This is a genomic window from Bacteroides sp. L10-4 (assembly GCF_013373675.1).
GTDB classification, from domain to species: domain Bacteria; phylum Bacteroidota; class Bacteroidia; order Bacteroidales; family Bacteroidaceae; genus Bacteroides; species Bacteroides muris.
On the sequence record NZ_JABXJH010000060.1, the window covers coordinates 1 to 21288 of the forward strand.

Here is a 21288-nt window from a genome sequence, read left to right on the forward strand (position 1 = left end):
TGTTTCTTGGTAAGTTTTACTTCTGTGATTCTCATAGCTGTATCTTACCTTGGTATTATGCAAAAACCGTGCCAACATATGTACATTAATTTTTAGTAGCTACTTAGAGAATAAAGAGAAAATAATGCATTACCATCGTTCCAATAATCATCACTATCAAGAAACACTACATATTCACCTGATGAGGATTTTAAGCCCCAATTTCGTGCATCAGATAATCCGCCATTTGCCTTATGAATAACTTTAATACGCTTATCCTTTGATGCATACTGTTCACATATAGCAGGAGAATTATCTGTAGAACCGTCATTGACAAGTATTAATTCAAAATTTTTATAAGATTGAATCAATACACTATTTATACACTCACTAATAAAGGACTCTACGTTATATACTGGAACAATTATGCTAATTAAATACTCATTATTCATTTGGAGAAATAGTTAAAACATGAAATTAAAAAAAGAATCACCTATATTTTCCATAGAATATTTACTTCTATCTGACATTGCATTCATTTCAAATCTCATTCTCAATTCCTCATTTTCCATCAATATTTTCAATTTAGTGGCATATTCTTCTATTTTTCCTAAAGGAACTAAAAAACCATTTTCGTCATCACGAATAATATCTTCTGGTCCCGCTGGGCAATTATAGGAAATACTCGCTGTAGGAAACAAAACAGCTTCACCTAAAGCATTGGGAAAACCTTCGGAAATCGAGACGAAAGCAAAAATCTTGCTTTGGGCCAAATACCGATCTACATCTTTAACTACTCCTACAAACTCCACATAACTCGAAATCCCTTTCTGTGACACATAATCCATACACTCTTTCCTACATGGTCCATCACCCACAAATATTAATTTCCAACTACCATCGTTTACTGAAGTAAAAATATCTATCAATTCACGTTGATTTTTTGACTTTATAAAACGCCCAACATTTACTATATAATTTTTCTTCGCAATGGATAAATTATCGTTCTCAAAGATTGTTATTGGATTAGGAATGACCACTATGTTAGGGTGTTTAGTTAACTCATGAACTTTTTGTCTAGCCAAATTTGTTTGGCAAATTATTCCTTCAGCCTTTTTATAAAGAACTTTTTTCAACAGTTGCCTTAAAAAAGATAATTTTATAAATGGGTTATTTCTATCTGCAACATATATTTTTATTCTCAATCCTATTGTAGAAAGTAAAGTAGCAATATTTGTTTCCACACCCATACTTAAAACACAATCGGGGCGCAACTCTCTAATTTTATTACGTAGATAAAAAAATTGTTTTATAATCCGAACATGCTTGTTTATTGCTAATATATCAAAATTAGGATAAATTACTTCGACTTTATCGGATAATGAATAAAAGCACTGAGTATTAAATAATGTAACAATAGTCACTTGCACTTCCTTTTTTTCAACAAAATATGTAGCAAGTCTTGTCAAAACTCTTTCCAATCCTCCTGCTGACAAATAATTTGTAACCAAGCAAACTCTATATTTCATAATCGCGATATTGAATTATAAATCTATCATATCTCAATTTATCATTGAATAATAATCCTGAAGAGATTCTCTATCCGGATTTTTCGTTTTATCCAATATCGAACTATATGGATACCAGTGTACATACTTTTTCATATTTTTGCCTGTCAAATCCGACATATCACTAAAGTAATATCTACCATTCCACAAAAAAATCATTGAAAGTATCCATGTCAGCAATATATATCTAGTGCTAAGTGCAAAACGATTGCTTTTCCATAGCGCAATCACGAAATCGCTTAAGAAAATAATACCAATGAGGCATAAATAATTAAAAAAACGACTGATGAAAGGAAAGTAAATCACCAATATGCCAAGCATAAGAAATATGGGATAGAAATCATAAAACCGAGATTTCACACGTAATATCCGGTTTTCTATCTGCATCAATACACAAGGAAAAAGAATGTAACCTAAAAAAGCAATCAAGACACCCATAAAGTTTAGATTTTCTGACACCTCTGCATAATTAGCCAGCTTTATAAATATAATTGGAGGCACTCCTAAAGAAAAAGCCGCAGTAATGATAAAGTCTATATTTATAATAATTCCTGCAACAACTACAAACAGACAGAAAATGCGTCTTAACGTAATCCTTATACCGTATATAAAAGGAAAAACAAACAATATCGCAGCACCATAATGGAAAAGGAATGCTATAATTGCCAATAAATAATAAGTAACGTATTTTTTATTCTGCAAGAATTTCACATTAATCAGAAAGACACAAACAGCCAATGCTTCTCTCGCAATTTCCATATTTACCAAAACATACAAAAATAGGAAATAAAGAAAAACTGCTGTAAACTTATTTTTCGTATTAGAAGAGATGAACCAAAAAACAACCGAGTTTATTATGATTGCATGGACTATCTGAAAAAAAATAAAATCATTTATAGTTGATTTCATTAAAGCTACAAAAAAAATAAATAAAGGCTCCCATCTATATGAAAAATAATCAGCTAAGGATAGCTCAGACAAATAAATCTGCTCTTTCTCAAAAAAATCCTGATAAGCAAAAGTATCTGCTCCTATTCTATATCTAAACCCGGAAACTGCTACCAATAGCAAGAAGATGGAATAATATCCTAAATTATACCCCTTTCTATGACCCAAAAAATCATAATAGAAAGATAAAAAAAACAGCAACAGTAAAATCGGTATATACGGCATTCTAATTCAGATACAGCTTTACCTTCTTGTAGTTCATGTACATTCCTATTCCGTAAAAAACAACTGCCAATATTAATATAATATATCGAGTCATAGGAGTCATGCTGCAATTCATGATATACATAGAAATGCTCAATGCAGGCAACATCAATATTGCAAAATAAAATTTACTGAAAGGAATATAATACAATTTATTAGACACAATCCAGCTGATTATGACCAATATCAGATATGTCAATACCATGGAATAAATCACCCCTTCTACTCCCCAAAGAATAATAAAAAAGTACATGCTTGCTACATTAACAAACAAAGACACAAAATAATTATAAGACACATACTTTGTCTTCTCCGTATATTTGGGTCCGATATCAATCACTTCTTTTATTATTACCAAAGCAAAATACAGTGATAAAACGCCAATATATTTATAGGAATGAAAAAAATCCGGACCTGCAACTATACTTACAATATCTTCGGACAATAATGACAAAACCGATACTAATAAAAACAAGAAACTAGAAACTAAAGGCATAAACTTTGCAAAAAGCAAACGGTGATTTTCTTTTTCAAATTGTTGGTACATAAAAGGAAGCCAGGCCATCATAAAAGCAGTTCCCAAGATTTGCACGCCAGAGGCCAACTTTAAAGAAAAAGAATACAAACCGACAATTGATGTCGTTAAAAAAAACACCATAAAAAACCGATTGGAATAAACCATCATCACACTTCCCACACGAGCAGGAAACTGAGGCAAAGCATAGCTAAAGCTCATCATGAGATTTTTCCATGAGAAAGAAAAAAGCAAATATTGTCTTATATTAGTATACAACACGATAGAAGTCGATACAAGTACCAATAACTGACATATCAAAATCCATTCCAAACCTCCATCCATGAAAACTACAAAAACGAATACGGACAACAATAGCAATACGACTTTCAATATTACTTGGAAAGTGAAAAGTAAATTCTTTTTTTCATACCGAAGTATAATCAAGCCAAGCATTGAGAAGTTTATAAAAGGCAACTGGATTGCAGACAATATAATTAATAAATAATAAGCAGAGCTGGAAAAAAGCAAACAGGAAATATGACATGATAACAAGCATATTATAATTGAGAAAAAAACAGATAATGAAATGACCGTAATTAATATGCTGAACAAAAAGATTTTTTTATCATCCCCCTCCCATTTGTAATAGTATCGTTGAAGCGATGTTTCCAATTGCAGCAACGCAAATACAGATACTATCCCCATAAGCACCTGGCATAAATCAATCATTCCATATTCGGCAGTTGTAAATAAACGAGTATAAATAGGCAGCAAAATGAAAGCCAATATTTTCTCAATGCTCGTTGCAACACCAAATGAAAAAAAAGACTTTAGGAACTCTCTCATTTTCTAGTCTCTCAAATACTATTCTGTTTTAAAAAATCTAAAAACCTTTCAGGAGAAACAATCATAGGATTAACATATTGTGATTTGCCTAGAGCTTCCTTTATAAATTCCACATCTATATCATCAAGAGTAGAAAAATAGGAAAACTGTTTGTCATTGAAATACTCCTTTTCTTTTATGAAAGTATTATTTGTCAGCAACTTTTTCTTGTAAGCAATTGCTTCAGCTGCTCTTAAAGATGACCCAGACTGTGATGTATCCATCAAAATCTCCAAAATACACTTTGTTCGAACAATTTTGGACACAATAACTTCGTATGGCAACCTATGTTTAGAATCAATAATATTAAAATCGCATTTTATTCCACAACTTTCCAGCCGATTCTGAAGTTGCTCTATTATCGCCCTTCGACCTTTATCCAGGCCGCAAAAAAAGATGTCTGATTCATTATCTTCCTTACCCGAAACATTCAATATAGAACAAACTTGATTGTAATATTGAAAATTATGTTCAACGGCATCTATTTCATTAAAGGTTATAATCATGTCAAACTTTTCCCGATTATTTTCCACAAACTGCAACTGTTTCTCATTGACTCGGGAAGACAATGTATTTGTAAACATGTAAAACAGTTTTGAATATGGATATTTTTTTTTCAAATATTCCAAAAAAGGAAGGTGAGTAGAACAAACATTCTGTTCATATATAATAAAATACACTTGTTCATATCCATGTATGGTTTGTAAAGGATATAAATATCTATATATAAACTCAGGAATCATATTCTCCCATCCATATCTTGTTATAAAAAATAGAATATTATATAATATTTTTTGCCTAACTGATAAATCATTGGGAGCAAAATACAAAACATCTTTATTACATAGGATATCATTATTTACAACTTTCATGTAATCTGAATATCCCAAAAAAACATATTTAATTCTCATTATATCTACAATAAGCGCTAACTTCCTTCTCCTATCTCCTCCACCAGCGACGCATGCACAAACGTCGTCGCCACCGCCATCACCCCCTCGATGTTCACCACCACCCTCCTGTCGTGGCGCACACGCACAAACACCCCTTCCACTCCTTCGAAGATGCCGCCGGTGATGCGTACCCGTGTTCCTTGGGAGAGGTTCAGCTCGGTGGGTTCAAGATAGAGCACGGCCTGGTCGTAGGTGCCCGACACGGCGATGAAGCTGCGCATCTGCGAGTCCGGGATGACGATGGGCCGGCGGGTTTCGCGGTCCATGATATAGCGGACGGGGATGTTCATGCCGGGCCTGTTCTTTATCTCGTCCATGCGCTCGCGGGTGGAGCGGACGAAGACCAGGTTATGGACCGCGGGAACAAGCTTGCGCAGGCGGCGCTCCTTCCGCACGACATACTCATAGCGCATGGGGATATAGCTCTCGATGCCCTCGGCATCCAGAAAATCCTTGAAAAAAAGCTCACGGCTATAGGTGACACGCACTGCATACCAGTGCATTTCTGCATTCTCGTTCACGAAAAAATATGATTGGGGGACACCGGAGTAGCGAAGTACCTCCCGGTCAAGTAATGTAATGCGGTTACTTTAAATAGACTATGTGCATTCATTTTATTTCAAGACCCTCCACCATCTCGGAAGGAAGGCGACGAAATAGTTATATCCAAGCCGTCTTGCGACATGCTGCCGTAAACGGATGCTTATGAAAGATAAACACTTATGGCACGCTCCGTTTAATGAGCGCAAAGGTAATGCCAAGAAATGAAATTACAAAATTTTCCGACACATAAAATGTCGGAAGCCCTCGCGACGGCATTTATATGAATCAGCCCTCCACAAGATACCTCTCCACGTTCCTTGTCTCCTTGCTGAAGTTCACTCCTGCCTTCACCACGGCATCGGCACGGCCGCGGGCGCTGCGCACTTCCGTCTCGACAAACTGTCCCGGCAGGGTGAAGACCACATAGAAGATGGCTTGGTAATGACGCTCGGTATTGTCGCTCAGTTCGTAGGGAATGCCGGAAAAGCATTGCACGGCAGCTCATCATCCATTATGGAGAGGTACGCGCGCAGGCGCGTGATTCTCTTATTTTTTTAAAGGAAGGGTGTGTTACATTATTCCCTGCAGGGTCATGTACCTCACCCTCCTCCCCCCCTTCGACACACACGCACCGGGTGCCGCCGGCACGGTTCCCTGACACGAAGGAGCCGGATGCCCTCCGGAAGAATTCCGGACAGAAAAGACGTCCGCATTGCTTTATTTGTTAATTTTGCGTCCGGTTTGTTATCAAACCATAAATATATACCTTCAAAATAATAAAAAGAATGGGAAAAAAGTTCCAATTGAGGTGAAGCTCTTCCAAGGGAAAGGCTTCCAGGTGATTTACAGTAAAGAGAGTGAGGAATTGCAGCTGGCGATGGACTTTCTGTCGCAGGTGCACAGGCACTTACGGGTGGAGTACAAAGACAGGAGAGCGTTTCTGACGCCTTTCGTACACTTGCTGGCAGACCCCGGGAAGAAACACGGGATGAAAGGCGTCAGCCGACTGGCAAGGACACTGTATCTGCTGGTGGACTTCATGGATGCCGACGGCGGCACGAACACGCTGAACGCCAGATGCATCGAGTCCGAACTATACAGGCTCTACAACGAGCTGTATCCGGAAGCATGAGCCGGAACCAAGGAATCCAAATTGTAAAAAAACGGCTGTCCACCGCGGACGGCCGTTTTTGCTTCCTAAGGAAATAAACGGCATCTTTGCGCCGCCAATAAGGCAAACTTAATACAAATCGAATGGAAAACATTCCAGTGACCACCTACCGTGGTTTCAGCGCCGTCAGCGGGGAGACAACCTTCACGCAGGACATGGCCGACATAAAAAACGGCAAGCATGCCAAGTTAATCATCAAAATCGCCAGCCTCGTGGCACAGGGAAAGGTGGAGGAAGCCAACCGCGTCAAGAAGCAGCTTCCCTTCAGGACCCTCACGGCCAACTACCGGGAAAGGAGGCTCGCCCCGGGCATCGTCCGCTACAACCCCGTCATCACGCTCGACATCGACGACCTGGAAGAGGGACAGCTGGAGCAGACCCGGACTCTCGTCAACGAAGACCCGCACACCCTGGGCAGTTTCCTCTCCCCCAAAAGGCACGGCTACAAGCTGTTCGTCTTCATGCAGACGGAATACACCCGGCGCCTGTACGACCGTCTCCGGCAGGGCGAGGTGACCTACGCCACGCTCGAGGAGATACACCTGAAGCTGTACAACGCCGCCAAGGAGCACTACGAGGCCCTGCTCGGAGTAGAGGTGGACGGAAGCGGGAAGGACATCTCGCGGGGATACTTCATCTCCTTCGACCCGCATGCCTATGTCAACGCCGCACTGCTGGAACAGATGTCCCCGCTGCCGGCGCGCATCATCCCGCCGGAAAAAAGGGAAAGCGGCAAGAAGAAAACGCCTGACGGAACGGCACGTCCTATCCCTTCCGCTGCCGCCTCCGCCATGCCGCACGACGCAGAGCCTTGGGAGAAACTGATATTCGCCAAAGCCGTGACCGCCGTGAAGCGCACCACCAGGTTCCGGGCGGGAAACCGCGACAACTTCCTCTTCGCCCTGGGCAACAAATGCTACAGCAAGGGACTGGACGAGCAGACAGCCGTCAGGCTGGCCAAGAGAGAGTTCGGGCAGGAGTACCCCGACGTGGAGTCTCCCCTGCACAACGCCTACATCTATACCGACAAGACCAACGAAGCCGCCGCGAAGAAGGAGGAGAAAAAGCCCGTCATCAGCCAAGTGATGGATTTCCTCGGAGAGCACTACGGCATCCGCAGGAACCTCATCCTGGACCGCCTCGAGTTCATGCCCTACGCACCGCCCGAAGAGGCCCGGAAAGGATACCGCCCCATGCGCGGGAAGGACTACAACACCCTGTTCGTAGACCTGCAGATGGCCGGCATCTCCTGCTACCAGAATTTCCTCAGAGCCGTGATAGACTCCAACTACGCCAGGGAGTTCAATCCCTACACCGACTACCTGTACGCGCTTCCCCCCTGGGACGGGACGGACTACATCGCCCAACTTGCCGACACCCTGACGACCGAGAACCGGGAACTGTGGCAGGAGGGATTCAAACGATGGATGGTGGGCATGGTGGCCTGCGCGCTGAGCGACGAGGAGATGAACCAGCTCGTCATCATCCTCTACAGCGAGCAGGGAAAGGGAAAGAGCAGCTGGATACGCCACCTGCTGCCGCCCGAGTGGAAAGAGTACTTCTACAACGGCATGATAGACCCTTCCAACAAGGACGACGCCCGCCTGCTATCCACGCGCATCATCATCAACATGGAAGAGTTCGAGGGCGTGAGGCCCGGCGAGCTGGCGGCATTGAAGCGAATCATCGCGCAGGACAACGTGACGCAGCGCAAGGCCTACGACGTCGAAGCCTTCACCCTGCCCCGCCACTGCTCCTTCATCGGGAGCACCAACAACCGGCAGTGCCTGCAGGACATCGGCGGTAACCGGCGTTTCCTCCCCATCACCGTCACCGGCATAGACTACCGCACCCCGGTGAACCATCCCGGCATCTACGCCCAGGCGCTCGCCTTGCTGAAGGGCGGTTTCAGATACTGGTACGAGGGCGAGGAGATAGAACAGCTGAACAAGCACAACGAACGGCACCGCATGAAAGACCCCGTGGAGGAGAACCTCTTCGTCTTCTTCCGCAAGCCGCTGCCCGAAGACCTGCAGGTAAAATGGCTCCCTGCCAGCGTGATACTGACCAAGCTCAGCATATTCGGAAAGGTGCAGGTGAACCCGCACACCCAGCTGGTACTGGTGCAGGCACTGGAAAAGTACGGATTCGGTACACGGACCAACGAGCAGGAGACGACCGAATATGAGGTAGTGGACATCCAGCTATATCAGTAACCGGCATTCGAGGAGAAGAGAAAAGCCCCGTAACATATATTGTTGTGCATGACAACATATATTGTTACGGGGCTTTACATATATTGGCGTTTTCTTTACACGGTTTCCCTATTTCCGGCCGGCATCCTGTCAGGGTTCTCCCAGATACTTCACCAGCACTTTCACTTCCAGCGGAGTGAAGGTGCGCCGGTATTTGTTGTAGCCCACCTTCTCCAGCTCACCCTTCAGCGCCTTGTTGTGGCGTATCCATGCCGCCAGGGTATAGATGGCATTGCTGATGCAGTAAGTCGGGTTGTAGAGCATGGCAAGCTCTTCCTTCGAATAGGCGTGGATGCGGAACGGACGAAGGTCTTCCTCCTCCTCTTCCCTCTTTTCTTTTTCTGTTTTCATTCTTTATGTTATTGGTTGATTATTACACCATAAAGATACTGAATATCAGCGTGATTACCAAGAAAAAACAGACATAAACGGGCATCGGGCGAAGAACTTTTCCTGAACAGGAAGGAAACGGGAAAGAGACGGCGTAACCCGAAGAAAGCCATGAGCGGCAAAAGCCGGAGGAGTACTTTTGCAGCACCCCTCTTCCCCCCTAAAGGAGAAAGAGAAGAGTATTGCAATACGGGACTTTAATTTCTAATTGTTAATTTTTAATTATTTAATTGTTTATGGGAGTACCATTCAAGAAAATTGCGAGGAAAGATCCTCGAAAGGCAGATGCGGTGGCAAAGTTCTACCCGCAGCTGGTGACACTGGGCGACAATGCGACGCTGGACGACATTGCCTACGTGATGAAAGAGAAGAGTTCGCTGACGCTGGGCGACATCCAGAGTGTATTGACCAATTTTGTGGAGGCCATGATTGCAACGCTCTACAACGGGCAGTCGGTGAACATCAAGAACTTCGGCGTATTCAGCCTGTCGGCGCGCACGGCAGGCGTAACGGATGTAAAGGAGTGCACCGCCAAGAACATCAAGGCGGTGAAAATCAATTTCCGGCCTTCCAGTACCGTAAGACCGGACATCACCGCCACGCGTGCCGGGCAGAAGATTGACTTCTACGACCTGGAAGCATTGGTGAACAAGGGAGACGGTGAAGGAGGAAGCTCCGGCGGCGGTTCCGGCTCGGGAGACGGAGGCGGTTCGGACGGAGACCAGGGCGAAAATCCGTTGGGATAAATATGACTGATTTTACTACCGATTCGTATGTTCAACTTTTAAAACGTATATAGCATGAAAAAAAGTATCTGGGATAAAATTCTGAAAGTCGTGATTGCAGTAGCCTCCGCCATCTTGGGGGCATTGGGAGCCAATGCGATGAACGTGAGCATTTAAGTCGCCGGAAAGAAAGGATGGCAGGATATGCCAGGCAGCTACGCACCCAATAGCGGAAAGCCATATTCGGGCCTCCTTTCTTTTTTTACGCTGCAAAAATGAGGGAAAGTTGTTACGAGGAGATGTGGAGGAGGTTACAGAAGTATGTAGGCCGAATATACAATCACCCCGGATTACGCGGATTAACGCAGATAAAAGTTTCTGATTATCAGAACTCCTAAAATCATCTGTGTTAATCCGCGTAATCCGGGGTGGGTATTATTAATAGGAACGTGCGAAAATCACGCGGCAGGCAGAAGGCTTGCCGGTAACCATACACTTGCCCGGTTCCTTGTCACCCGGAACAAATGAATCGAAAGGAATACAACGGATGGTTGCTTTGGTCTCTTCCTTGATTTTCTCTTCGGTTTCGGTAGTCCCGTCCCAATGAGCCAGAATGAAGCCGCCTTCTTCAATCTTTTCCTTGAATTCCTCGTAGCTGTCCACGCTGGTGATGCGGCTGTTGCGGTAATCGAGCGCTTTCTTGTAGACATTTGCCTGAATGTCCTCGAGCAAGTCCTTCACGTACTCTTCGATACCCTCGCAGGAACGCGTCTCCTTCTCCAGTGTATCGCGACGCATGATTTCCATTGTATTGTTCTCCAGGTCGCGGCCACCCATCACCAGACGGACGGGAACACCCTTCACCTCATAGTCGGCAAACTTGAAGCCCGGACGTTTGTTGTCGGCATTGTCGTACTTCACGGAAATACCCATTGACTTCAGCTTTGCCACAATGCCTGCCACTTTCTCGTCAATCTTGGCCAGCATCTCCGCATTCTTGTAGATAGGTACGATGACTACTTGTATCGGAGCCAGGTGCGGAGGAAGTACCAGACCGTTGTCATCGGAATGCGTCATGATAAGCGCTCCCATCAGACGGGTGGAAACACCCCAGGAGGTAGCCCAAACATACTCCAGCTTGTTCTCCTTATTGACGAACTGTACATCGAACGCCTTGGCGAAGTTCTGTCCCAGGAAGTGGGAAGTACCGCTCTGCAAAGCCTTTCCGTCCTGCATCATCGCTTCGATGGTGTAGGTGTTGAGGGCACCGGCAAAACGCTCGTTGGCAGACTTCACGCCTTTCACTACGGGCACTGCCATGTATTTTTCGGCAAACTCGGCATATACATTCAGCATCTTTACCGCTTCTTCTTCGGATTCCTCGCGGGTGGCATGTGCCGTGTGTCCTTCCTGCCAGAGGAATTCGGCGGTACGGAGGAACAGACGGGTACGCATTTCCCAACGGAACACGTTTGCCCACTGGTTGCACAAGATAGGCAGGTCGCGGTATGAATTGATCCAGTTCTTGTAGGTGTTCCAGATGATGGTTTCGGAAGTGGGGCGGATAATCAGCTCTTCTTCCAGTTTTGCAGCAGGGTCCACCACCACACCGCCGCCATTCGGATCGTTCTTCAAACGATAGTGCGTCACGACGGCACACTCTTTGGCAAAGCCTTCCACATGTTCCGCTTCACGGCTGAGGAATGATTTCGGAATAAGCAAGGGGAAATAAGCGTTGACGTGTCCCGTTTCCTTGAACATATCGTCCAACTGACGTTGCATCTTCTCCCAGATAGCGTATCCGTAGGGCTTGATCACCATACAGCCGCGTACTGCCGATTGTTCTGCCAAATCGGCTTTTACCACCAACTCGTTGTACCACTGAGAATAGTTCTCACTACGTTTGGTAAGGTCTTTCAATTCTACTGCCATTCTATTTCGTTTTTTAAAGTTTTCGTTGATTTCTCTAAACAGTGGGCAAAAGTACAAATTTTAAAGGAATTATTATTTGAAAAACAAATAGTATTTTTAATAGAAGCGGAAATGCGCTCTAATCTATTTAAGAAATGCACCGGGATTTCGGATTGGGCCGGAATTACAGATATTATAACCCCAATTACATAATTTCCGCGGAGAATGTGCGAAATCCGTATCTGAGGTTATATTATCAGTAATTAAGGTTATGGCAAAATCCGTATAATCCGCTAATTTTGTGTGATGAAAGAAAAGAGAAAATGAAAATACAGAGATATGGACAACATGCTAAAGAAAGAGACCGGCAAGACGCCGCAGGAGCACATGCAGGAGAAAGTAATTGAAATAGCAAAAGAGCGTATCGTCGGCACCCGAGATACTGCAAGCCAAATAGCATATTCATCGGGCTTCCGATATCCGCAACATCTGTGCCGTCTGTTCAAGAAACGGGAAGGATGCACACCGAATGAATACCACACAAGGATGATTAGCTGAAAGGACAGATGAAAGAGACGTTGGACATAAAGAGCGTGTGCGAATGCAACCGCCGTTTGGGATGCAAAACTCTGCATCCCCAGGCAAGCATCATCAATCTGGAACATCCGGATCTGGAACAGGATGCCGTTAAATTCGAGTTCTATACCGTGCTGCTCACCGAGGAGTGCACCGACGGCTGTTGTTGCGGTCGTAAATATTACGATTATTCCAATGCCACGATGGTATTTCTGAAGCCCGGAGAGGTTTTCCGCATGAGTAAAAATAATACCTTGCCGGATAAAGGTTATCTGCTGATATTCCATCCTGACCTACTCTTTCGGACTACCTTGAAAAAACATATCAAAAACTATACTTTCTTCCATTACGGCAAGGAAGAAGCCTTACATCTGTCTAAGCGTGAAACAGAGAAAATCACCTGTTGCCTGTGGAATATAGAGGAAGAACTGCATCATCCTATAGATGCACACAGCAGTACCATTCTTTCACGTCATATCGAACTGCTATTGGATTATTGTACCCGTTATTATGAGCGTCAGTTTATTACGCGAGAGGACAAGAACAAAACAATTTTGGTAAAAATGGAAAAGCTGCTCGACGGTTATATCGATTCCGGTCAGTTGGGCAATGCCGTTTTACCCACACCGGAGTATTGTGCCGCACACCTCCATCTTTCCGTTCCTTACTTCAACGACTTGCTGAAATTCAAGACCGGCAAAACATTAGATGAGTATTTCCAACTGAAACGGCTTGAAGCAGCTAAAAAGATGTTGCTCAAAGCGGGAAATACCCCGGCCGTTGTGGCACAGTTGTTAGGCTATCCAAACGTACAGTATTTCAGCCTGCTATTCAAGAAGATAACAGGAACAGCACCGAATGAGTATAGGTGCTCTCAAAATTAACGCCGGTCAGTACCTGCAAACCGGTTCTTCCGCCCGCTCCGATAATGTTACCGTCACCGGATGTTGCGGGTTCATCGGACAACTCACGCGGATTCTTTTTAGTCTGCTTACAGAGTCAAATAAATAACTTCACACTACATCAAGTAAATAACTTCACACTGTATCAAATAAATAACGTCATACTGCATCAAATATACGGAAAAGAAGTAGAGCCTGGGCAAAATATACAAGAAATACGAAGAATATAGAAATACGAAGAATATAGAAATACGAAGAATATGGAAATAAAAAAACGAGCAAGCTCTCACGAACTCCCCGCCCCTATAAGAAAAGCCATAAAGGCTTTTCTTTTAAACTACATCAATGTTACCCAAAAATCAATCTTTCTCTTTACCTGAAAAATAAAACTTCAATTACCTGTTCTGAAAACTTCAAAATCCAATCTTTACCTTTACCTAATTTACCTATTTATTCAAAACATTTAGCTTATGAAAAAATCTATTTTCAATCCTTTTACCTAACAACCAATATCCTTTTTGAAAACTGTCTTATTATTTATCAAATCCAAATGCAGTTTCCCAACTGCACTGCAAAGGTAAGTGTTTTATGCGCATGTGCAAAACATCAGGCACACTATCCGGGTATTTTATAACATTGTTTTAGAGTTTAAGAGTATAGTTTACACTTATAAACATTCCATTGCTCATCGGGGAGTATACTTTCCAGCAAAAAACAAGCCACCGAAGCGCCGAAACGCTTCGATGGCTGTCCCCTTCAAACACCTTTAAACAAAATGAATTTCTTCTCTATTTTCTTGCTTCGGCGATATAGCCTAAAGCTTCTTTACATTTTTCCGTAACGTAAGTCCAGTCTTCGGCAGCGACTTTGTCTTTCGGGAAGAGTTTGGAACCCATTCCTACGCAGAACACACCCGCCTTAATCCAAGAGGTCAGGTTTTCCTGAGTCGGCTCCACCCCACCGGTCACCATCAGCTTAGACCAGGGCATCGGGGCCAACAAACCTTTCACGAGTTTGGCGCCAAGCACATCACCCGGGAAAATCTTGCAGAGGTCGCAGCCCACCTCTTGCGCGAAGCCCACTTCCGAAACGCTACCACACCCCGGAGTATAGGCAACCAGACGACGGTTACAAATCTTGGCTATTTCCGGATTGAACAGCGGGCCTACAACGAAGCATGCACCCAACTGCAAGTACAGCGCCGCAGTAGCAGGGTCGACGATGGAACCTACACCCATAGCCATCTCGGGGCACTCTTTTGCCGCAAACTTCACCACTTCTGCAAACACCTCGTGAGCAAAGTCACCACGGTTCGTGAACTCGAATGCACGAACACCGCCATCGTAGCAAGCCTTCACTACTTTCTTTGCAACTTCTGCATCCTTATGATAAAAGACGGGCACCATGCCGGTAGAACCAATCTTATTCAATACTGCTATTTTATCAAACTTACTCATCTTTCTATTTACTATCTGACTATTTAAATGTTCTGCTACTTAATCCTTTATACCATCAAACTATTTACCATCCATTCACCATCTTCAATTTATTCAGGAAATCCTTATCTGATTTTCCCAAACAAGCAGCTCGATAATTGGCTGCAGGTCAGTCTACTTGTCTGCCAACCTGACAGCCCTTACCGCAAATGCCTTCAACCTATTCTTCAGTTCTTCTGTCGTCATCAACAAGAGAGTGTCAAACAGTAAAATCGCCTAATAGCAAATGAACTTATCTCTGTACCCGTCCGCTTGCATCACCTCCTGCCAGTGCTTCCACCTCTTCTGCAGACACAAGGTTGAAGTCACCGTTGACAGTGTGCTTCAAGGCAGAAGCAGCCACTGCAAATTCGAGAGCGGCACCCTGGTCGGGCTTTGTCAGCAGGCCGTGGATGATACCACCGGAGAAAGAGTCGCCGCCACCTACGCGGTCGATGATAGGATTGATGTCGTAACGCTTCGACTCGTAGAATTCCTCACCGTTGTAAATCATTGCTTTCCAGCCGTTGTGGGTAGCAGAGAAGGACTCGCGCAATGTAGATATGACATATTTGAATCCGAATTCCTTCGCCATCGCCTTGAAGATTCCCTTGTAGCCTTCGGCGTCAGTCTTGCCGCCTTCCACATCGGCATCGGGCTTGAAGCCAAGGCAGAGTTCGGCATCTTCTTCGTTGCCGATGCAGACATCCACATACTGCATCAAAGGCTTCATGACGGACTGGGCTTTTTCCTTAGTCCAGAGTTTCTTGCGGAAATTGAGGTCTACCGACACGGTGACACTGTGACGTTTGGCGGCCTCGCATGCCAGGCGGGTCAGTTCGGCAGCCTTGTCGGAGATGGCGGGAGTGATACCCGACCAGTGGAACCAGTCTGCCCCTTCCATGATGGCATCGAAATCAAAGTCTGCAGCATCCGCTTCGGCAATGGCAGAGTGCGCACGGTCATAAATCACCTTACTGGGACGCATGGAAGCACCGGTCTCAAGATAGTAGATACCTACACGGTCGCCACCACGCGCAATGAAGTCCGTCTTTACGCCATACTTGCGCAGTGCATTGACAGCCGACTGGCCTATCTCATGCTTCGGCAACTTGGTTACAAAATAAGCATCATGTCCGTAGTTGGCACAACTGACAGCCACGTTTGCCTCACCGCCGCCATATACCACATCAAAAGAGTCGGACTGCACGAAACGGGTGTTTCCCGGAGTAGACAGCCTCAGCATGATTTCACCTAATGTAACTACTTTCTTTCCCATAATCTTTCTATGTTTCATTTTAATATGAAATTAATTTATTTCCTTTCAATCTATCATTTCAAAGTGCAAATAGAACTTAAACACCTGAAAATATGGAGAGTATATCAAAATAATATTCATTATCCATAATCTCCGTGTGCGGACACAAAGATACAACAATTTTTGAAATACAGAAAATTATCATATATTTGTCGTTGAAATATTAAGATTATTATTGTGTACGAACACAACATGGTGTACGATGGGACGATCGACAATTGAAATTACATTGCAGAATCGTGGCTAAAGCAACATCAATCGTACATTGTAAATCATAAATCGTTAAATCGTAAATATACAGATGGAAAGAATCAGAATAAAAGATATCGCCAAGATGGCCGATGTATCCGTAGGAACCGTCGACCGTGTGATTCACGGACGCAGCGGCGTGTCCGAATCCAGCAGGAAGCGAGTGGAGGAAATCCTGAAACAACTGGATTATCAGCCCAACATGTATGCCAGCGCGCTGGCTTCGAACAAGAAGTACGCATTTGCCTGCCTGTTGCCGCAGCACCAGAAAGGCGAATACTGGACAGAAGTGGAGGCGGGCATACACAATGCCGTGGAAACTTACTCCGACTTCAACGTTGCCGTACAACTCTCCTACTATGACCCCTACGACTACCATTCATTTGCGGAGGCCTCCGGGCAGATTCTGGCACTGGAACCGGACGGAGTGATGTTTGCCCCCACCGTTCCGCAATATACCAAGCCTTTCACGGATGAGCTGACGCTGCATAATATACCTTATATATATATAGACTCCAATATAAAGGAAGAGCCCGCCCTCTCCTTCTATGGGCAGAACTCGCACCAAAGCGGATATTTTGCCGCCCGCATGCTGATGCTGCTTGCCGGAGAAGACGCACAGGAAATCGTCATCTTCCGCAAGATAAACGAAGGGATTGTCGGGTCGAACCAGCAGGAACGTCGCGAAATAGGTTTCCGCGAATACATGCAGGAACATCATCCCGCCTGCCGCATCTGGGAACTGGACTTGCATGCCAAACGCGACAGCGAGGACATGCAAATGCTGGACGAATTCTTCCAAGAACATCCGACCGTAAAGAATGGAATCACCTTCAACTCCAAAGCATACATCATCGGGGAATATCTGCTGAAGAAAGAGAAAAAGGACTTCAACCTGATGGGCTATGACCTGCTGCAACGCAACGTAGACTGCCTGAAACAAGGAAGCATCTTCTTCCTCATAGCACAGCAGCCCACCCTGCAAGGATTCGACGGCATCAAGGCTTTGTGCGAACACCTGATTCTGAAGAAGGAAATCACAAGGGAGAACTTCATGCCGATTGACTTGCTGACAAAGGAGAATATCGAGTTTTATTACAACAAATAACAAGGATATAGACAGATAAAGACAACACATAATGGGAACAAAGTATCTGAAAATGAATCCGGCTGATAACGTCGCTGTAGCAGGAGGACCGGATGAATGAATGAAAACAGCGTCAAGGAAATTATGTCAGTAACAACCGATACAATCCCCCAGAACAAAGGCGGCTGGTGGGCGCTCAGCCCGTTGGCCGTATTCCTTTGCCTCTACCTGGTGACTTCGCTCCTGGCGAACGACTTTTATAAAGTTCCCATCACGGTGGCCTTCCTCGCCTCGTCCTGCTATGCCATCGCCATTACGCGCGGGCTGAGTCCGGAACAGCGCATCCATCAGTTTTCCGCAGGTGCCGGCAACAAGAACATCCTGCTGATGGTATGGATATTCATCCTTGCAGGAGCATTCGCCCAAAGCGCCAAGCAGATGGGCGCCATTGATGCAACCGTGAATCTGACACTGCACATATTGCCGGACAACCTGCTGCTGGCGGGCATCTTCATTGCCGCCTGCTTCATCTCCCTTTCGATAGGAACCAGCGTAGGAACTATCGTTGCACTGACCCCCGTAGCCGTGGGGCTGGCGGAGAAGACGGGCATCGACCTGCCCTACATGGTTGCCATCGTGGTGGGAGGCTCGTTCTTCGGCGACAATCTTTCCTTCATATCCGACACCACCATCGCATCGACCAAGACGCAGGACTGCGTGATGAGGGACAAGTTCCGCGTCAACTCCATGATTGTGGTACCGGCAGCACTTATCGTGCTGGGCATCTATATCTTTCAAGGACTGTCCGTCTCCGCCCCGCCGCAAGTACAGGGCATCGAGTGGATAAAAGTAATCCCCTACCTCGTCGTGCCGGGTATGGCCGTAGCAGGCGTCAACGTTATGCTGGTACTGCTGCTGGGCATCCTCTCCACTGGAATTATCGGCATTTATACCGGCACCGCCTTCTTCGACTGGTTCGGAGCCATGGGAACGGGCATCACCGGCATGGGCGAGCTTATCATCATCACCCTGCTGGCCGGAGGCATGCTCGAAACCATCCGCCACAACGGAGGCATCGACTTCATCATCTCCCGGCTGACCCGCCACGTCAGCGGCAAGCGGGGAGCCGAATTCAGCATCGCCGCCCTGGTCAGCATCGCCAATCTGTGCACCGCCAACAACACGATTGCCATCATCACCACCGGCCCCATAGCCAAGGACATCGCCCTCCGCTTCCACCTGGACCGCCGGAAAACGGCCAGCATACTGGACACCTTCTCATGCCTCGTGCAAGGAATCATCCCTTACGGAGCGCAAATGCTGATAGCCTCCGGACTTGCCTGCATTTCACCCATCAGCATCATCGGAAACCTATACTATCCCTTCTGCATGGGAGCATGCGCCACCCTCGCCATCCTGCTGAGATACCCCAGGAAATACTCGGGAAAGTGATGAGTTATTTGTCAACGGGAGGATGAGCTATTTGTTGACAGGAGAATGAATATCAAAAAACACCACTCTCATCAACAAATAACTCATCACTCATAACTCATAACTCAAAATTATTCCCTATCTTTGCAACCGCTATTACGAGATAGTAGCATAATTCAAATCATTAACTAAAAACATTTTAATTAAATGGCAACAAAAATCAGATTGCAAAGACATGGACGTAAAAGCTATGCTTTCTACTCTATCGTTATTGCAGACGTAAGAGCACCACGTGATGGTAAATTTATTGAGAAGATTGGTACTTACAACCCTAACACCAATCCTGCCACAGTAGATTTGAAGTTCGACCGGGCACTCGACTGGGTGTTGAAGGGCGCACAACCTACCGACACAGTTCGCAACATCCTCTCCCGCGAAGGTGTTTACATGAAGAAGCACCTGCTGGGCGGTGTAGCAAAAGGCGCATTTGGCGAAGCGGAAGCCGATGCTAAGTTCGAAGCTTGGAAGAACAACAAACAAAACGGTTTGGCTGCTCTGAAAGCCAAAGAAGACGAAGCTAAGAAAGCTGAAGCAAAAGCACGTCTGGAGGCTGAAAAGAAAATAAACGAAGAAAAAGCAAAAGCATTGGCTGAAAAGAAAGCTGCTGAAGCTGCCGCAAAAGCTGCCGCTGAAGCACCGACTGAAGAGGCTCCTGCCGAAGAAGCTGCTAACGAATAATAGCAAGCACAGCCTTATCGCTAAAATGGGATTAAAACTATAAAAATCCTCTCCGACCCATATCGGAGGGGATTTTTTATTCTTATCTTTGGCGCGGTGGTAACATCTTAACCACACCGCAAGGATAAACATTTTAAGAATATCCACAAAACATAATGTGGATTATTTTCTCACAACGAGAATTATTTAGCACATTATGACGAAAGCAGACATATTAAATGCCCTTATCAATCACTACTGCGGAGGTAATAAGTCGCAGTTTGCAAAGAAGTTAGGAATTTCGGCACAAGGATTAAGCACTTGGATTAGTCGAAATACTTTTGATATTGAAACAATATACTCAAATTGCGAAAACATCTCAGCAGACTGGCTCATAACAGGCGAAGGAGATATGCTTAAAGAATGTTTAAAGCCCATTGCCACTACAAACAGAGAAAAGCTTATTTCTACCCGAAGCGGTTCAGAAACCCATTTTGAAGCTCTTACCGAAACTACGAAAAAGGCTCCCGGTGCAATCCCCTTAGTTTCAGAAAGAGCTGTCGGAGGCTTCGCTAATGCACATTTTTCAATAAAGGAACGCGATGTTGTAGCCTACTATATCATCCCTAAGTTCCGATACCTCGCTGTAGACTTCATGATTGAGGTTACAGGGGACTCTACGATACCAAAATTCTATCCCGGTGACATAACAGCCTGCTCAATAATCAATCATTCCCGATACATTGAATGGAACAAATGCCACTTGATTGCCACAATTGACCGGGGAATGCTTGTAAAGCGCATAATGCCGGGGACTGATAAAGACTGCCTAACCGCTGTATCCGATAATAAAGAGTACCCACCTTTTGACATACCAAAAGATGAGATAACCGGCATGGCGCGCATTGTAGGAGTAATCCATATTGAATAACACCACGCGGTTTACACGCAAATAAGCATGATAGCCTCTTTTTAACGCACACACGCAAGTTTATGGGCTTTTTAAGGCAAAAACAAGCACAATAAACTATAATACAACTATTTACGATACTCAAACACACTAAAACAATTGGGGGATTTTCCTATAATAATTTTGCGATATTTTGAGGTTATAATAGTTAATACTTCGTTATTATCCTATGAAATACAAACCTTAAAAAAATGGGAAAACTATCCCCTAACCTATCCCCTAATAAAAAAGACACAAAAAAGTAAATGTGTCAAAACGTTGGCACAACCTTTTTCTATAATTTATAGTCCTGTTATCTTTTCTTTTGTCTACGCCGCTTTTTTCTCATTCATTTGGTAACAAGTTGCTATATTCCCGTTGTATCGGGTTATAAATAGTCCAATAAATATAGATTTAGTAAGTGTAATGAGCTCCTTTCCTGTTTTTCTCAGTTTTGCACACATCTTTTTGATAT

General features: G+C 44.6%; 18 protein-coding genes and 4 pseudogenes. 10 read left to right on the forward strand and 12 right to left on the reverse strand.

The features are described 5' to 3' along the window. Nucleotides 1-95: 95 nt before the first annotated feature. The 7 genes and pseudogenes from HU824_RS16170 to HU824_RS16200 form a co-directional block, all read right to left on the reverse strand. Nucleotides 96-431: pseudogene (locus tag HU824_RS16170) on the reverse strand (glycosyltransferase family 2 protein); the annotation flags it as partial. Nucleotides 432-443: 12 nt separating this feature from the next. Further along, nucleotides 444-1508, reverse strand: coding sequence for a glycosyltransferase (locus HU824_RS16175; protein ID WP_176469387.1), 1065 nt, complete (start codon nucleotides 1506-1508; stop codon nucleotides 444-446). A gap of 33 nt (nucleotides 1509-1541) precedes the next feature. After that, the gene (locus HU824_RS16180; protein WP_176469388.1) at nucleotides 1542-2720 is read right to left on the reverse strand and encodes an EpsG family protein; all 1179 of its coding nucleotides are present in this window, start codon (nucleotides 2718-2720) and stop codon (nucleotides 1542-1544) included. Between the two features lies 1 nt (nucleotide 2721). After that, on the reverse strand, nucleotides 2722-4122 hold the full coding sequence (locus HU824_RS16185) for a lipopolysaccharide biosynthesis protein (RefSeq protein ID WP_176469389.1): 1401 nt from the start codon (nucleotides 4120-4122) through the stop codon (nucleotides 2722-2724). A gap of 11 nt (nucleotides 4123-4133) precedes the next feature. Further along, nucleotides 4134-5072 (reverse strand): hypothetical protein, encoded by a 939-nt coding sequence (locus tag HU824_RS16190; RefSeq protein ID WP_255260546.1) that lies wholly within the window; start codon nucleotides 5070-5072, stop codon nucleotides 4134-4136. A gap of 17 nt (nucleotides 5073-5089) precedes the next feature. After that, nucleotides 5090-5617 (reverse strand): UpxY family transcription antiterminator, encoded by a 528-nt coding sequence (locus HU824_RS16195; protein ID WP_176469399.1) that lies wholly within the window; start codon nucleotides 5615-5617, stop codon nucleotides 5090-5092. A 325-nt stretch (nucleotides 5618-5942) separates the two neighbouring features. Then, nucleotides 5943-6143 (reverse strand): annotated as a pseudogene (locus HU824_RS16200) (PD-(D/E)XK nuclease domain-containing protein); the annotation flags it as partial. A gap of 322 nt (nucleotides 6144-6465) precedes the next feature. On the opposite strand from HU824_RS16200, the gene HU824_RS16205 reads away from it, so the two are divergent. Together HU824_RS16205 and HU824_RS16210 are read left to right on the forward strand one after the other, a co-directional pair. Further along, a complete protein-coding gene (locus HU824_RS16205) occupies nucleotides 6466-6789 on the forward strand; it encodes a hypothetical protein (RefSeq protein WP_176469390.1) in 324 nt (107 codons plus the stop codon). Nucleotides 6790-6911: 122 nt separating this feature from the next. Further along, a complete protein-coding gene (locus HU824_RS16210; RefSeq protein ID WP_176469391.1) occupies nucleotides 6912-9044 on the forward strand; it encodes a VapE domain-containing protein in 2133 nt (710 codons plus the stop codon). Nucleotides 9045-9173: 129 nt separating this feature from the next. On the opposite strand, the gene HU824_RS16215 is transcribed toward HU824_RS16210, so the two are convergent. Then, entirely contained in the window at nucleotides 9174-9434 is a 261-nt protein-coding gene (locus tag HU824_RS16215; RefSeq protein WP_005829216.1) for a DUF4248 domain-containing protein, read from the reverse strand. A gap of 275 nt (nucleotides 9435-9709) precedes the next feature. Between HU824_RS16215 and HU824_RS16220 the strand changes: the two genes are divergently transcribed. Both HU824_RS16220 and HU824_RS16225 read left to right on the forward strand, forming a co-directional pair. Continuing rightward, nucleotides 9710-10219, forward strand: coding sequence for an HU family DNA-binding protein (locus tag HU824_RS16220; RefSeq protein WP_136010934.1), 510 nt, complete (start codon nucleotides 9710-9712; stop codon nucleotides 10217-10219). 54 nt (nucleotides 10220-10273) lie between these two features. After that, nucleotides 10274-10375 (forward strand): smalltalk protein, encoded by a 102-nt coding sequence (locus HU824_RS16225; protein WP_005829220.1) that lies wholly within the window; start codon nucleotides 10274-10276, stop codon nucleotides 10373-10375. A 261-nt stretch (nucleotides 10376-10636) separates the two neighbouring features. On the opposite strand, the gene proS is transcribed toward HU824_RS16225, so the two are convergent. After that, nucleotides 10637-12130 (reverse strand): proline--tRNA ligase, encoded by a 1494-nt coding sequence (gene proS / locus HU824_RS16230; protein WP_176469392.1) that lies wholly within the window; start codon nucleotides 12128-12130, stop codon nucleotides 10637-10639. A 324-nt stretch (nucleotides 12131-12454) separates the two neighbouring features. On the opposite strand from proS, the pseudogene HU824_RS16235 reads away from it, so the two are divergent. Together HU824_RS16235 and HU824_RS16240 are read left to right on the forward strand one after the other, a co-directional pair. Beyond that, a pseudogene (locus tag HU824_RS16235) lies at nucleotides 12455-12667 on the forward strand (helix-turn-helix domain-containing protein); the annotation flags it as partial. An 8-nt stretch (nucleotides 12668-12675) separates the two neighbouring features. Then, nucleotides 12676-13569 (forward strand): AraC family transcriptional regulator, encoded by an 894-nt coding sequence (locus HU824_RS16240; protein WP_176469393.1) that lies wholly within the window; start codon nucleotides 12676-12678, stop codon nucleotides 13567-13569. Nucleotides 13570-14375: 806 nt separating this feature from the next. On the opposite strand, the gene HU824_RS16245 is transcribed toward HU824_RS16240, so the two are convergent. From HU824_RS16245 to HU824_RS16250, 3 genes and pseudogenes are all read right to left on the reverse strand, one after another. After that, nucleotides 14376-15044: a bifunctional 4-hydroxy-2-oxoglutarate aldolase/2-dehydro-3-deoxy-phosphogluconate aldolase gene (locus HU824_RS16245; RefSeq protein ID WP_009038291.1), complete on the reverse strand. Its 669-nt coding sequence runs from the start codon at nucleotides 15042-15044 to the stop codon at nucleotides 14376-14378. 76 nt (nucleotides 15045-15120) lie between these two features. Continuing rightward, nucleotides 15121-15269, reverse strand: a pseudogene (locus HU824_RS19855) (four helix bundle protein); the annotation flags it as partial. Nucleotides 15270-15315: 46 nt separating this feature from the next. Next, nucleotides 15316-16341, reverse strand: coding sequence for a sugar kinase (locus HU824_RS16250; RefSeq protein ID WP_176469394.1), 1026 nt, complete (start codon nucleotides 16339-16341; stop codon nucleotides 15316-15318). A gap of 340 nt (nucleotides 16342-16681) precedes the next feature. On the opposite strand from HU824_RS16250, the gene HU824_RS16255 reads away from it, so the two are divergent. The 4 genes from HU824_RS16255 (at nucleotide 16682) to HU824_RS16270 (ending at nucleotide 20795) form a co-directional block, all read left to right on the forward strand. Further along, a complete protein-coding gene (locus HU824_RS16255) occupies nucleotides 16682-17737 on the forward strand; it encodes a LacI family DNA-binding transcriptional regulator (RefSeq protein ID WP_136010931.1) in 1056 nt (351 codons plus the stop codon). A 123-nt stretch (nucleotides 17738-17860) separates the two neighbouring features. Beyond that, entirely contained in the window at nucleotides 17861-19168 is a 1308-nt protein-coding gene (locus tag HU824_RS16260) for a Na+/H+ antiporter NhaC family protein (RefSeq protein ID WP_176469395.1), read from the forward strand. A gap of 186 nt (nucleotides 19169-19354) precedes the next feature. Further along, nucleotides 19355-19885, forward strand: coding sequence for a 30S ribosomal protein S16 (locus tag HU824_RS16265; protein WP_136010929.1), 531 nt, complete (start codon nucleotides 19355-19357; stop codon nucleotides 19883-19885). 196 nt (nucleotides 19886-20081) lie between these two features. Next, a complete protein-coding gene (locus HU824_RS16270) occupies nucleotides 20082-20795 on the forward strand; it encodes a LexA family transcriptional regulator (RefSeq protein ID WP_176469396.1) in 714 nt (237 codons plus the stop codon). Nucleotides 20796-21288: the final 493 nt, after the last annotated feature.